The sequence below is a fragment of the Pseudomonas sp. XS1P51 genome, from assembly GCF_054897845.1.
In genome coordinates, this window is sequence record NZ_CM142707.1 from 551,638 (window position 1) to 566,100 (window position 14,463).

General features: G+C 59.7%; 13 protein-coding genes. 4 read left to right on the forward strand and 9 right to left on the reverse strand.

Annotation, left to right across the window (positions count from 1 at the left end; genetic code table 11):
- Positions 1–47: 47 nt before the first annotated feature.
- From ACYZUD_RS02655 to ACYZUD_RS02665, 3 genes are all read left to right on the forward strand, one after another.
- Entirely contained in the window at positions 48–2,429 is a 2,382-nt protein-coding gene (locus ACYZUD_RS02655; RefSeq protein WP_462022471.1) for a TonB-dependent siderophore receptor, read from the forward strand.
- 11 nt (positions 2,430–2,440) lie between these two features.
- Positions 2,441–3,280 (forward strand): alpha/beta hydrolase, encoded by an 840-nt coding sequence (locus ACYZUD_RS02660; RefSeq protein ID WP_462022472.1) that lies wholly within the window; start codon positions 2,441–2,443, stop codon positions 3,278–3,280.
- 282 nt (positions 3,281–3,562) lie between these two features.
- Positions 3,563–4,099: a flavin reductase family protein gene (locus tag ACYZUD_RS02665; RefSeq protein WP_462022473.1), complete on the forward strand. Its 537-nt coding sequence runs from the start codon at positions 3,563–3,565 to the stop codon at positions 4,097–4,099.
- Positions 4,100–4,169: 70 nt separating this feature from the next.
- Here ACYZUD_RS02665 and ACYZUD_RS02670 read toward each other — a convergent pair whose 3' ends face one another.
- Positions 4,170–4,367, reverse strand: a complete 198-nt coding sequence (locus ACYZUD_RS02670; protein ID WP_462022474.1) for a hypothetical protein — start codon at positions 4,365–4,367, stop codon at positions 4,170–4,172.
- A gap of 48 nt (positions 4,368–4,415) precedes the next feature.
- On the opposite strand from ACYZUD_RS02670, the gene ACYZUD_RS02675 reads away from it, so the two are divergent.
- A complete protein-coding gene (locus ACYZUD_RS02675) occupies positions 4,416–5,345 on the forward strand; it encodes an NAD(P)-dependent alcohol dehydrogenase (RefSeq protein ID WP_462022475.1) in 930 nt (309 codons plus the stop codon).
- 153 nt (positions 5,346–5,498) lie between these two features.
- On the opposite strand, the gene ACYZUD_RS02680 is transcribed toward ACYZUD_RS02675, so the two are convergent.
- The 8 genes from ACYZUD_RS02680 to ACYZUD_RS02715 form a co-directional block, all read right to left on the reverse strand.
- Positions 5,499–6,260, reverse strand: coding sequence for an efflux RND transporter permease subunit (locus ACYZUD_RS02680; protein WP_462022476.1), 762 nt, complete (start codon positions 6,258–6,260; stop codon positions 5,499–5,501).
- A gap of 173 nt (positions 6,261–6,433) precedes the next feature.
- Positions 6,434–7,573, reverse strand: coding sequence for an NAD(P)/FAD-dependent oxidoreductase (locus ACYZUD_RS02685; RefSeq protein WP_462022477.1), 1,140 nt, complete (start codon positions 7,571–7,573; stop codon positions 6,434–6,436).
- Between the two features lies 1 nt (position 7,574).
- Positions 7,575–9,089, reverse strand: coding sequence for a M81 family metallopeptidase (locus ACYZUD_RS02690; RefSeq protein ID WP_462022478.1), 1,515 nt, complete (start codon positions 9,087–9,089; stop codon positions 7,575–7,577).
- Positions 9,090–10,070, reverse strand: a complete 981-nt coding sequence (locus ACYZUD_RS02695) for an ABC transporter ATP-binding protein (RefSeq protein WP_462022479.1) — start codon at positions 10,068–10,070, stop codon at positions 9,090–9,092. It abuts the gene before it with no gap.
- Positions 10,067–11,026 carry an ABC transporter ATP-binding protein gene (locus ACYZUD_RS02700; RefSeq protein WP_462022480.1) on the reverse strand — a complete coding sequence of 320 codons (960 nt, stop codon included), beginning with the start codon at positions 11,024–11,026 and terminating at the stop codon, positions 10,067–10,069. Before ACYZUD_RS02700 ends, ACYZUD_RS02695 begins: the two co-directional genes overlap by 4 nt.
- Positions 11,027–11,030: 4 nt before the next feature.
- Positions 11,031–11,891, reverse strand: a complete 861-nt coding sequence (locus ACYZUD_RS02705; RefSeq protein WP_462022481.1) for an ABC transporter permease — start codon at positions 11,889–11,891, stop codon at positions 11,031–11,033.
- A complete protein-coding gene (locus ACYZUD_RS02710) occupies positions 11,888–12,817 on the reverse strand; it encodes an ABC transporter permease (protein ID WP_462022482.1) in 930 nt (309 codons plus the stop codon). The genes ACYZUD_RS02705 and ACYZUD_RS02710 overlap by 4 nt, the downstream gene beginning before the upstream one ends.
- A 33-nt stretch (positions 12,818–12,850) precedes the next feature.
- On the reverse strand, positions 12,851–14,440 hold the full coding sequence (locus tag ACYZUD_RS02715) for an ABC transporter substrate-binding protein (protein WP_462022483.1): 1,590 nt from the start codon (positions 14,438–14,440) through the stop codon (positions 12,851–12,853).
- Positions 14,441–14,463: the final 23 nt, after the last annotated feature.

Consider the following 14,463-nt stretch of genomic DNA (forward strand, 5'->3'; position numbering starts at 1 on the left):
TGCGGTTCGTCCGGTTAGGGATGATCACTTCCTGAATGGATACCGTCATGTTCCTTGCCAGACTGCCTCTGCGTGCCATCGCGCCGTTCCCATCCCGTACTCTGCCAAAGGCTGTATGCCTGGCGTTGGCCTTGCTTGGGGGAGCGGCGAGCCTGCCGGTTCAGGCGGCATCACCGGCCACCGGGCAAACGGCCCCGAGCATTCCCGCCGGGCCGCTGCAGCAGGCGCTCAGTACCTTCGCCGAGCGGGCCGATATCACCCTGTCGTATTCCCCGGAGGCGGTGCGCGGCATGAGCAGCCCAGGTCTGGCGGGCGGTGGCTCGCTGGAAGAAGGCCTGGCGAAGCTGCTTGCCGGTAGCGGCCTGGTCGCGCAAAAGACCTCGTCCGGCTATGTGGTGCTGCCCGGCAAGACCGACGCCAGCTATCAACTCGAACCCACCAACATCAATGCCACCGCGGTTCAGAGTGCGTTCGCGCCAGTGGAGGGCTATTTCGCCAGCAATGCCAGCAGCGCCACCAAGACGGACAAGCCGATCCTGGAAACCGCTCAGAGCATCAGTGTGGTAACGGCCGAGCAGATCGCTGACCGCAAGGTCGACAGGGTCGAAGATGCCGTCGCTTACAGCGCGGGTGTACGGGTCGGCAGTTCGGGGTTGGACCCGCGCTTCGACATGATCAGTGTCCGTGGTTTCGAGACCACCATCGGTGCCGACTTTCTCGATGGCCTGCGCCAGCCGGGCAGTGGCTGGCTGTCCTTGTACTCCACCGAGGCCTACAACCTGGAGCGCATTGAAGTGCTCAAGGGGCCGGCATCGGTTCTCTACGGGCAGATCAGCCCAGGCGGTATGGTCAATCGGGTGAGCAAGCGTCCGAGCCTGCTGGCGAAAAACGAAGTGCAGGTGCAGTCCGGCAACTACAACCACCAACAGGCGCAGTTCGATGTGGGTGGGCGCCTGGATGAGGCGGGGGATGTGCTGTTTCGTACGGTTGGCGTATACCGCGATGCAGAGAATTATATCGAACAGCTGAACAACGATACCCGCCTGTTGGCGCCTTCGCTGAGCTGGCAGATCGACCCCGACACCCGCCTGACAGTGCTGGCGCAGTATCAGGAGCGTGAGACAGGCGCTTCGCCGATGCTGTATCAGGAGGGCGACCACCTCACCAACTTCTGGCAGGGTGACGAGTACTTTGACAAGCTCGAGCAACGCCAGTGGACGCTTGGTTATGAGTTCGAACACGCGTTCAACGATACCTTCAGCGTGCAGCAGAACCTGCGTTACGGTCAGGTGGACACCACCAACCAGTACCTCCAGCCCAGCGACGCCGGCGATGGTCATACCCTCAACCGCTCGGCGATAGGTGTCTACGAAGACATGTCATCGCTGTCGACCGATACGCGCCTCGTGAGCCGATTCGCCACCGGGGACCTGCAACACACCCTGGTCACCGGAATGGACTATGCGTGGATCGACACGTCACTGTTGTATGCCATGGGCGACGCACCGTCGATCGATCGCTACGCGCCGAATTATCACCAGCCGGTTGATCGTCCCACAACCCCTCTGGCGGACGAGGATGGGCTGGAGCATCGCAGCGGCCTGTACTTGCAGGATCAAATCGAACTCGACCAATGGCGACTGTCGGCCGGGCTACGCCGTGACTGGGTCAAGGTCCGTCGATCCGACAACCTGAGCGGCAACAACAGCAAGACGAGTGATTCGGCAACCACCGGCCAGGTCGGCGTGCTCTACCTGTTCGACAATGGCCTGGCGCCTTACGCCAGTTACGCGACGTCGTTCCTGCCCGAGAGTGGTACCAACGCCAGCGGAGACCCCTACAAACCGACCAAGGGCGAGCAGTACGAAGTGGGCCTCAAGTACCAGCCGCCGGGCACCAGCACCATGCTGACGGCCTCGCTCTACCATCTGACGCAAACCAACGTGCGGACCCGTGATCTGTCCAATCCCCTCAACAGCATACAGACCGGCGAGCAGGTATCCCGTGGCCTGGAGCTGGAGGCTGTTTCCGACCTGAGTGAACGCCTGCGGATGACGGCGAGCTACAGCTTCAATGATCCTGAAGTCACCCGCAGCAATGACGGCAATGAAGGCAAGGCGCCGATGAATGTGCCGCGTCATCTGGCTTCGCTCTGGCTGGATTACCGCCTGCCCATGGGTCTGGGGTTGTCCGGCGGTGCGCGCTACACCGGCAGTAACTACGGTGACGCCGCAAACACGGTGAAGAACGAGGATTACACCCTGGTCGATGCCGGTGTGCATTACGACTTCGGTGGCGGCCTGGATGGTGTGCGTCTGGCCCTGAATGCCCGCAACCTGTCCGACAAGCGCTACATCAATTGCCAGGAAGGCTATTGCTACCGGGGTGAGGCGCGCAGTGTCGTCACCAGTCTGAGCTATCGCTGGTGAGGAGAGAGACGATGATTCGCACTTTCTTCATGTTGTTGGGCGCCATGCTGCTGGTTGGCTTCTCGGCCGCCCACGCAGAACCGGTGACCCTGGAGGGTACCGAGCAGTGGACGATGAAAAGCGCGGAGGGCCGTGAGTACCGCATCATGATCAGCCTGCCTGAGGGTGATGTGCCTTACACCGGCGGATATCCTGTGATCTATCTGCTTGACGGCAACGCCTATTTCCCGGCCTTCCATGCAGCCAAGCGGGCGCAGGATCGGCTGCATGGTTCGATTCTGGTGGCTATCGGCTACCCGAGTGATACGCCGCTGGACTTCGTGCGTCGAGCGTTCGACTTGTCACCGCCTGTGCCGCAGGAGCGCAACGATCCGCCACAAGGCGGGCAGGACCTGTTCCTCGACTTCATCGAAAAGCGCCTGATGCCGAGGGTGGCCGAGCGTTTCAAGGTCGATCAGGATCAGCGCAGTCTGGTGGGGCATTCCTTTGGCGGCATGTTCGGTGTCTATACGCTGTTCACCCGGCCGACGCTGTTCCAGCATGTGGTGGCGGTGAGCCCGAGCCTGTGGTGGCGTGATCGCTACCTGTTGGAGCCCGAGCGTGCTTTCAGCAAACGTGCACATGCCGGGCAGGTGGATCTGACCCACAGCAGCCTGACGCTATTGATGGGCGAGCGCGATATGGTCCAGGAAATCCAGGATGCCCGTGCCTTGCAATTGCGGCTGCAGGATTTGTCGCAGTATGGGCTGCGTAGCGACTTCCAGGTCGAACCGGGGGAGGATCACATGTCGGTGCCGTTTCGTGTTCCCACTCGGGTACTCGATGAGTTGATCAGTACGAGGCGCTTCTGAATGGCCGCACATGCATCGGGCAATTAAACCCGGATCAGGTCTGCTTGCTCGACTCAAGTCAGTTGCGGGGCCAACAGCGCGAGCCCTGCGGCAGGCACCTGGAACAAAGCCATATCGAAGAGCTTGGTCAAGCTCTACTTCCCACATGATCCGGTCATGCCAAGTTCCAAACCGAGCTGTTGATGCGTCTGTTGACCCAGGTCAAGGCCCATTGCGATTAGGGGTGTCTTCAATACTCTGCACTGGTCGCTCCATGACGGAGGACTCTTGGCGGGAGCCATAATGGCAATGAAAGGTCTGGCTTTAAGCAAGGTCTATCAGTTACTCGAGCCTGGCCCCGTCGTCCTGCTGACGACCGCGATGGGAGGGCACAGCAACGTCATGACGATGTCCTGGCACATGATGGTCGAGTTCACACCGCCACTGGTGGCTTGCATCGTGAGTAATGCTGATCATAGTTTCAAGGCGTTATATGCGAGCAAGGAGTGCGTTATCGCCATCCCCACGCTGGAGTTGGCGTCCCGGGTGGTTGAGATCGGCAACTGCTCCGGGCGTGATGTCGACAAGTTCGAGAGGTTCGGACTCACACCGGTACCCGCCCGTGAAGTGGCGGCACCGCTGGTTGCAGAGTGCTATGCCAACCTGGAATGTAAGGTGGTGGATACGCGGCTCGTGAGCAAATTTAACCTGTTTGTACTCGAGGTCGTGACAGCCTGGATTGACCCGGCACAGAAAGCCCCGAAAACCATTCACCATCACGGCTATGGCCGATTCGTGGTTGACGGTGAGGTGATCACCTTGAAATCGAGAATGCCGTAGGTCGTAGTAGTTGGCGGGGGGGAGCCAGGATCTGCATTTTCCGAACAACATTGAGAATAATCAGCGCGCGTCAATGCAGGGACTTGTGCAGCCGCGACAGCGCCCCGATGGTCAACACACCGGCTACGTTCTGATCCTCAAGGAGCATTGCCGACCAGACCAACCTGTTGGCGGAGCTGCCCACGGTCCAGTCGAACAGGCACATGAGCCCGACGAATTCGTGAGTTGCGTTTGTGCGAAGAGCGGCTGGATCGGTTTCTGAATTCACTGCGAGTCCTGCGTCACAGGACACCCGTAGACGTGAAGGGACGAACCGATGAAGAGAGTGCAGTATGACCGCTATGGCGGCCCTGAGGAGATGTCTTTCGTTGACCACCCGCTGCCCGATCTTGCTCCGGGCCTGGTTCGGGTTCGTGTGAAAGCCGCCGCGATTAATCCACTCGACTGGAAGCTGCGCAGGGGCATGCTGAAGTTCGTCACTGCAAGCAGGTTTGCGCGGGCCATGGGGTCCGATTTCGCTGGCGTGGTGGAAGCGGTCGGAAGTGACGTCACCAGCGTCCACGTGGGGGACGAGGTCTTTGGTACCGTCTCTATGAAACGGCAGGGAGCCTTTGCCGAGGTCGTCGACACCGAGGCTCACTTGGTGGTCCACAAGCCCGCGATGCTTTCGTTCAGTGAGGCCGCCTGCCTCCCCATTCCGGCAGCGACCGCTTGGGCAGCCATCGTCAACGTCGCCCGAGCCCGGCCAGGCTCTCGTGTCTTTATCAATGGTTGCAGTGGCGCCGTGGGCCGCTTCGCGGTGCAACTGGCGCTGGCGCAGGGTGCAAGCGTCTCCGGTTCCTGCGGCGCAGCCTCGACTGGCAGTGTCAGGGCCGCTGGTGTCGACCCTGTACTCGGTTATGCGGACAACGCTTTGTTCATGCTGAATGGGCGATACGACGCGGTCTTCGACACCCTCGGGACGCTATCCGTCTCCGACGGACTGGCGCTGTTGAAACCGAAGGGACTCTTTCTCGACATCAATCCCAGCGCAGGTCGGATGCTGCGTGGCTTCATCTCAGGGCGCTATAAGCTGGTGTTTTCAACGATGGGTTACAAGAACTTGACCGACATAGCCAAGGCAGTGACCGAAGGAAAACTCCGTTCCTCCATTGGCCTGGAAGCTCCATTCGCCGATGCACTGGCCGTGATAAAAAACGCCGAGCTCGGTCAGTGCCCGCCAGGCAGAGTCGTACTGCTGATGTAAGCGCGGTGCGAAGTCCAGACATTGGTTAATGCTTCTAAATAGGCTGTCGTAGTCAAAATGGCGATCAACGCCTCTCTGGTTTCCCTTGCTTGATTGTCCGTCATGAGCTTGATCTTCCCGATGCCATCAACTTGGCCGCGACAGTTTTGCGAGCTAATTGATTTCGCTTGTACGTGGAAGCGCCAAAAGACGGCGCCTTATCCCCTGCGCTGCATCATCGACAAAGCTGTAAATCACTGGAATCACCAGCAGGCTCAGAAAGGTCGAAGAGATCAAACCGCCGATCACAACGATCGCCATTGGCGCACGGAAACTCGGGTCGCCGCCCCAACCGAGCGCGATCGGCAGCATGCCTGCCCCCATGGCGATTGTTGTCATCACAATGGGGCGAGCCCGCTTGTGGCAGGCGTCGAGGATCGCATCACCGCGCTCCAGGCCGTCCTCATGTCGGGCGATGATGTAGTCGACTAGCAGAATGGAGTTTTTCGTCGCAATGCCCATCAGCATGATTAGCCCGATCATCGAAGGCATCGACAATGCAGAACCTGTGAGGTAGAGCGCGAGAACCGCGCCGGGTATTGCCAATACGAGCGCAGCCAGAATGGTCATGGGTTGCACGAAATTCTTGAGCAGCATGACCAAAACCATGTAAATGCACAGGATGCCAGTCAGCAGGGCGACAGCGAAGCCAGTGGCCAGGTCGCCCATTTCTTCAGCATCCCCCTTCGCCGTTTGCGTGATGCCGGACGGCAGCGTTTTCACGCTGGGCAGCGCAAGCACGGCGCGTTCCACCTCGCCAAGAGGGCGACCGTTCAACTCGATCTCAACGTTGACGTTAAGTAATCGGTCGTAGCGCGTTATTTCGGTGGGTCCAGCACGGTCCCTGGTGGAGAATCCGGTGGCAATCGTGGGCAAGGAACCCAGACATAACCACTTTATGGACTGTCTTTCGCAAGGACGCGAACAGCTAACGAACAGCTAAGGCCCACAGAAAAGATGAAAAAATCCCACGGGGTTTACAAAATTAATGCGCCACTGTCGCCCGCCCGAACACACAGGACCACCAGCACCGTGCACCAGGCCCGCCCTTACGGCCGAACCCCCGACAACCGAGCAGGTGAAAAGACGTCCGGCTGGAGTCCTGCTTTGCACAGTTCGTCCGGTGGGACACCTTCCAAAAACAAACCGGCTGCCCATGCAGAGAGCGCAGGGGAGGTCAGGATGCCGCTGCCGCCTTGCCCGGCGAGCCAGAAGAAGTTTTCGTCCTGCGGACTGAAACCTACGACCTGCCGTTTGTCTGGAGCGAAGCTGCGCAGTCCTGCCCATTTGTGGGTGATTTGGTTGATGGGCAGCGTCGTCGATTCCGAGAGAAAATGTGCCGCATAGGCGATGTCCAGTTCCTCGGGCTGTGCGTCGCAAGCCGCGCTCGGGGTCGCGTCGGCAGGTGAGACCATGATCCGTCCGGATTCGGGTTTGAAGTAAAACGCCTCGCCGACTTCGTTGACGGCGGGCAGGGTGGAAAGGTCCATGCCTTTAGGGCCGTCGACGGTGATCGCCGTGCGACGGTAGGGCACGATGCGCAACCGGTCGAGACCAGCCATCGCGGCGAAATCATCTGCCCAGGCGCCCGCGGCATTGACGATTTTTCGGCAAAGTACTTCGCCCGCCGGGGTTCGCAGGTGATAGACACCGCTTTCACGATGAATCGAGGTGACCGGGCTTGCGAGCTGTACTTGCGCTCCTGCTCGGCGAGCCAACCGAAGGTAACCTTGCAGCAGGCTGTCGACCTCCATGTCCCAATTCATCGGGTCGTAGAAGGCGGCGTCGACATAGTCAGCCTTTAGGAACGGCACCATCGCCAAGGCGTCGTCTGGGTGCAGCATGCGCGACTCGGGTGATGTGGACAGAATATGGCTGAAGGCAGGAGCGACCAGATGTGCCCGCTCGCGCGGCGCAATGACCAGGCTGCCACGCGGAATCAGCAGATCGATGTCAGTGAACCCGGCAGGTGGATTGATCAGAAAGTTATAGGAGTTTTCGGCAAGGGTACTGACCCATGGGCTTTGGAACTGACTGGAAAACTCCGCAGCCGAGCGGCCCGTGGAGTGATAGCCAACCTGGTTTTCCCGTTCGAGTAGGATCAGTGAGCGTTGTCCCGCCACTCTATAGGCGAAAGAGGCACCGGCAATGCCGCCACCGATGACGGCGACGTCAAAAATCTGAGACATATTAAACTCCGGAGCGCGGTGGTGTGACGCGGGTCATTTCGCGGTCCAGGGGGTATATCGGGCGCGGTATTTTGCTGAAGGGCAGACGTCCATAATCCAGTGTGCAGAGTGCACCGCTGTCGCAGACCACGACGCTGCTGGCAATCGGTTCAAATGCCGCTCGGAAATGCTGCATCGACTTCAGCGCCACCACACGTTTTTTTGCCGGGTCGATGCCGAAGGCACGAAATTGCTGGAGATCGAGCATTTGCAAGGCAGTGCTGGTCACCAGGATTTCGATGTCATCGACCAGCAACACAGCGCTCGGGCCGAAGCTCTGTTCCAAGCCACCAATCATCGGACCATCGCCGATGAAGTCACCATTGCTGACCCGAAGGATGCGTCCGGTCACGGTCAGCGGTTCGCCGCCGAAGCGCGGATCGCTCTTGCCGCCGATGGCTACCGTCACCGTGGCATCGACACCTTGTTCGCACAGAAGTGCGGCGATCTCTGGGTCGACCATCGGGCCGAAGCAGGCATCCTCGACGCCGGCAGCCAGCAGGGCACGTAACAGCTCAGTGGCATCGCCATAAGACCCGGCGCCAGGGTTGTCGGCATAGTCAGCGATGATCAGCGGGCCGTTTTGACGGGGGTAAGTACGGGCCATTTGCGCGACACTGTCCACGGTATGGTAGGTGTTGATCACTTCGCCGCGGCGGTTCCAGATGTCATCTGCCAGGCTTTGGGCAAAGGCACGATGCAGGCGGGCATCGCCTTCATAGGTGACCAGCACGGTAGGCCCGACTTCGGCGATATCGGCTTCTGGAAAGGCGCCATTGATGCTGACCGCGAACGCCCCCGGCTGTTCGGCTTCCCAGGCTCGAGCCTTGGCGATGCGCTCGATCATCGGTCCGACATCGGTACGCCCACCGTTAGCTTCCTCGAGCATGGGCAGGTGAATGCGCAAGGTGCGCGGCTGGATTTCACCTTTCATGGTGCGCTGTAGCAGGTTGCCGGCGTGGCAGGCCGTCTCTTTGAGGTCAATGTGCGGGTAAGTCTTATAGGAAACCAGAATCTGCGCCAGCTCGCACATGCGCTCGGACACATTGGCGTGCAGGTCCATGGTCAGGGCAATAGGCAGATCGGGACCGACGACCGCGCGCAAGCGCGCCAGAATCTCTCCGTCGCCATCGTCGCTGTGCTCGGCAACCATGGCGCCATGCAGGCACAGCAGAATACCGTCGAAGGTTTGCGCCTTGGCTGCCTCGACAATCAAGCCGACCAGGTATTCGAAGGCCTCGACCGTTACCGGTCCCGCAGGCTCGCTCCAGGCGCTGACGACATGGTGCATCTCCCAATCAAATTCGGCCGCGCAACTCAGTGCACCCGCCAGACCGGTATTGGATTTGCCACGTTTCTTCACGGCTTCTTCGCCCAGCATCAGGGTCTCGCGCCGGAACTCGGGCAGACCGGTCTTGTGGGTGCTGAAGGTGTTGGATTCGTGCATGAATTCGGCGGTGAGAACTTTGAATGACATTTAGAACTCCGGGGCAAGGACCTTCGACTCATGAACGTGGCACGCCACGGCATGTTGGCCGGTCTGGGGGCGAAGGATGGGCAGGCTTTCACGGCAACGCGGTTGTACTTGTGGGCAGCGCCCGGCAAAGGCACAACCGAGCGGCTCATCGTAGCCACTCGGGATTTCGCCGGTGATCCGCACAATCTCGTGTCGCTGGTGCGGATCGGGCACCAGAACGCTGGCCATCAGTGCCTTGGTGTAGGGGTGGATCGGCGTGGCGCCGCGGGGGAGGACTTCAACCACTCGACCGAGGTACATCACCAAGGTGCGATCGCAGAAGTACTGCACCAGCGCCAGATCATGGGAGATGAAGACGTAGGTGAGGTCGAGCCGATCCCGCAAGTCCTGCAGCAGGCCAATGACTTGCGCCTGGATCGACACGTCGAGGGAGGCCGTCGATTCGTCGAGCACGATCAGCGATGGATCCAGCGCCAGTGCCCGGGCGATGCCTACCCGCTGTTTCTGTCCACCGGACATTTGATGTTGATAGCTGTCAGCCAGGTGAAGCGGCAGCGCGACCATAGTCAACAGCGCATCGACCTTGGCGCTGGCTTGTGCCGATGTCAGGGGGATGCCCTGTACCTGAAAGGGTTCAAGCAGCGTATCGCGCACCTTCTGTCGCGGATCGATTGAGGAGTAGGGATCCTGAAACACCATCTGAAAGTGTCGGCGAAGGGGCCGCAAGGCCCGTACCGAGAGGCTGGCGATATCGGTACCATCAAACAACACTTCGCCGGAGGTGGGCGTCAAAAGCCGCATGATGAGACGGGCCAGGGTCGATTTTCCACAGCCCGACTCGCCGACAACGCCCAGCACTTCCCCACGTTGCACGTCGAAAGAGACATCACTGACGGCGCGAAAGTGGCGTCGCGCTTTAAGAAAACCACCGCCGCTGGTGAAGGTTCGTCCGACGCCGCGTACTGACAGGATCGGTTTCATGGCAATTGTCCTGCGCTGTGCAGGAAGCAAGAGACGGCGCGTCCGGCCTCACTCATCGGCAGGGGCATCGACTGGCGGCAGATATCCATCACCCTGTTGCAGCGCGGGTTGAAACGGCAGCCCTCAGGCATGTTACCGGCCGATGGCACCATCCCGGGAATTCCCGCCAGACTTCCAGGGGGCATGCCCGGTCGCGGGATACAGCCAATCAATGCGCTGGTGTAAGGGTGTCGCGGGTTGTCGAAAATGGTCGCCACCGAGCCGTATTCGATCACTTGCCCGCAGTACATGACGGCGACGCGGTCGCAGGTTTGGGCCACGACGCCCATATCATGGGTGATCAACACCAGGCCAAGGCCGCGTTCGCGCACGAGCTGGACCAGAAGCTGAATGATCTGGGCCTGGACGGTCACATCCAGCGCAGTGGTCGGTTCATCGGCAATCAGCAGATCAGGATCGCCGGCCAGAGCCATGGCGATCACGATTCGCTGGCGCATTCCGCCAGACAGTTGGTGTGGAAACAGGTCGTAGGCGAGCGCCGGATTGGGAATGCGCATGCGCTCCATCAGTTCGACCGAGCGAGCTTTTGCAGCGTGACGATCGAGGTGCAAATGCAGTTGCGACACCTGGTCGATTTGCCTGCCGACGCGAACCACCGGGTCGAGGGACGTCATGGGGTTTTGCGTGATGAGCGCGATCCGCCCGCCGCGTAACGCGCGATAGCCAGGTTCGTCCAGCGTCGTCAGTTCGATGCCGTCGAAGCGGATACTGCCGGACTTGACCCGTCCACCCATCAGTGGCAGCAGTCCCATGATGCTCATCGCTGTCATGGACTTGCCCGAGCCGGATTCACCGACGAGCCCGAGGATTTCACCTTTATCGAGGTCCAGATCGACCCCGGACAACGGCTCGTACGGCCCGAAACCGATCTTCAGATTTTCAATGGTCAATAGCATGGGCTCAATGACTCCTCGCTTGTGCCTTGATATCCAAGGCATGCAGCACACCCTCTCCAAAAAGATTGATGAAAATCACGGAGAGGGCGATAAGTGCACCGGGCAACAAAATGACCCAGGGCGCGCTGAACAATTGTGCGGAGCCGGTGCTCATCATGGCGCCCCAGCTGGGAACCGGCGGTTGTACGCCCATGCCAAAAAAGCCAAGCGTCGCCTCAAGCAGGATCGCGTTGCCGGTCGACAGCATGGCAACGACAATCACCGGAGCCACCACGTTCGGCAGCAGTCGCCGCATGATGATATGAGTGGGTCCCGCGCCCAGACTCAGGCTTGCCTCCACGAATGTCTGGCGTTTCAGGCTTTTGATCTGGGTGCGGGTCAGACGCGTGAATTGCGCCAGGTAGGCGATGCTGATTGCCAGGACCGTACTGGACGAGCCGGGGCCGATGATGGCCACGATCAACAGCGCCAGGACAATTTCCGGGAAGCTCCAGGTCAGATCGACGATCGACATCACGATCCGATCCAGGCGTCCGCCGACATAGCCGCAAATGGCGCCGATCAGAATGCCGACGGTGACTGAAAGACTAATGGCGACCAGTGAAACGCTGAGCGAGGTCCGGGCACCGAAAATGACCCGCGAAAGCACGTCCCGGCCGAATTCGTCGGTGCCGAACCAATGTGCGGCAGACGGTGCCTGGGCGGCGATGGAAAGGTTTTGCAAGTCATAAGGGTAGGGCGCCAGCCAGGGGGCGGTGCAGGCAATGAGGATCAGGATCAGCAGCGCGACGCCGGAGACTGCTGAACTGAGTGTCGGCATCAGCACAGTGATGTTCCTGCGGACAGTGGAGGCAAGGGCGGTCATTGTGCGGAGTCCTCGCGTTGGCGCGGGTCCATCGCGGCTTGTAGCAGATCACCCAGCAACGTGCCGAGCATGACGGCGATGGCCAGGAACAGCAGGCAGCCCTGTATCAGCGGATAGTCACGCTGCGCCAAGGCGCGGATCAGCAGCGAACCCAACCCCGGCCGGGCAAATACATATTCCACCGTCACCGAGCCGCCGACGATCAGGCCGATACGCAAGCTCAGAATCGTTACCACAGGAATGAGGGCGTGACGCAGGATGTGGCGTAGCTGAATCGTCCAGCGCGACAGCCCCTTGGCATGCAGCAGCATCACGAAATCCTCGCGGGCAATTTCAATCATGGAGATGCGGGTCACCCTGGCCACCAGCGCCATGCCGCCCAATCCAACGGTAATGACGGGCAGGATCAACGAGGTCCAGCTACGTGCGCCGGACACCGGCACCCAACCGAGTTCGACGGCAAACAACATGATCATCAACAGGCCAAGCCAGAAGGTGGGGACCGTCGAGCCGAGCAGCGACACGCCCATCAAGCCGTGATCGATCCAGCGATCCTGAAAAGAGGCGGCAATCGTTCCGGCCAGCAGGCCGGCGACTGCCGAGAACATCAATGCCCAGCCACCGAGGGCCAGGCTATGGCCGAGATTGCTCATGATGAGATCGGCCACCGGGCGGCGCATGACAATGGCCGTGCCCAGGTCGCCGTGCACAATATTGTTCAGCCACGTGAAGTACTGCTCGATCAGGCTGCGGTCCAGACCATAACGAGCGACGATTTCCGCACGCTGATTGACCGAGGCGCCCACGCTCATCATGTTGTCGACCGGGTCTCCGGGCACCATGTGGACGATCAGAAAGACCACGCCAGAGACAACGAAGAACACCGGAATCATCGCCAGCAGCCTCCGAATGAAGTAATTCATCATGTCAGTCGTCTCTGGGTCGTCATGGTCTGATCCTTATTCCTTGATGGCGATATCAAGCACGCTCTGGGCGGTAAATTGCGGCCCATCGATTTTCCCCGGCAACACCAGACGTTCCTTGTCGAAGACCATGCTCTGTTCCGGCTCGTAGATCGGCGCGAAGGGGTATTGGCTGAGCACATATTCGTGATACGCGAGGAAATTGGCGGCCCGCTCCTCTTGGGTCTTCGAACCGGTCAGCGCCTTGGTCCGCAACTCCTCGGCTTTGGCGTCTTTCCACATCGAGACGTTGGGGTAGCCAAGGCGTTCGGCACTGAAGAACCAATCGAGGATGTCGGCGTTGTTCCAGCCGTAGCTGCGCACGGCCAGTTGCTGCGTGCCTTTCTTGTATTCGGCGCGAATTGAACTGGAGTCGAACACTGAAATTTTTGCGTTGATGCCCACGGCTTTCAGCTGTGCCTGGATGACTTCTGTCAGGCGTTTGAACTCGGTGTCGCTTTGCGTCACCAGGGTTACGCTCAATGGCTTGCCATTTTTTACGCGGATGCCGTCAGATCCCATCTTCCAGCCCGCCTCTTCGAGCAGGGTCTTGGCTTGTGCGGGGTCATAGGAAATGTCGAGCTTGGGATCGACCTTTGATTCCGGCAGTGAAGCAATCAGAAAGTTGTGCGCAGCACGTCCCTTGCCACCGAACAGGCTATCGACAATCTCCTGCTGGTTGATGGCCAGAGCCGTGGCCTTGCGCACCTTGAGATCGGTAAAGGGTTCGACGGTGGTGTTGATCGGCATGTAGTAAATGCCGAAGCCGGACTGGCTTTTGATGGTCGCGTTATTCAGCGTCTTGTATTGCGCCAGGATGTCACTCGGTACATCGATGACCAGATCGACCCCGCCGGTCTTGAATTCGAGGAAGGAGGTCGAAGAATCGGCAATCTCACGCAAGGTCAGCTTGTCTATCTTTGCCGGCCCTTTGTTCGCGGAGAGCGGGCCGCCCCACGTGTAACCGGGGTTACGAACCAGCACGGCCTCGGAGCCGATAGCAATACTTTCAAGCTTGTACGGACCCGTGCCCACGGCGACTTTCACGCCATAGTCCGTGCCCTCCGCGTCATAGGCCTTGGGACTTGGAACACCCATGAACCCGCTCGACAGGTTGTAGAGGAGGTTGGTGTCGGGGTGCTTCATGACGAAATGGACGGTGTGATCATCGACGACCTCGACTTTGTCGATGGCGCTGACCAGAAAGGCGTTTTCGGTCCCGGCAAATTTCGGGATCCACCACGCGATGGTCTGAGCGTTGAAGGGCTCGCCGTCATGGAAGGTGACGCCCTCGCGCAGGTGGAAGGTCCAGCTCATGCCATCTGCCGTGGTTTCCCAGCTTGTGGCCAAGTGGGGATGAAATTTCTGATTCGCGTCCTGGTCCACCAGACGGTCGTAGATCAGGCCGTCAACCAGCGTCACCAACGAGCTGCGGATCGGGTCCAGAGAAGTCGCCCCCGCTTGCGATGACGGCAACACAAAGGTGGCTTCGGTGTCCGCCAGAGCTGCATTTGAGAGCAGTCCCCCTGCGCAGATGAAACTGAGAGCGAACAGCGGTCCGTAAAACTTGCCCTTGATTACATTCATGATGTGCGCTCTCCATCGTTAAT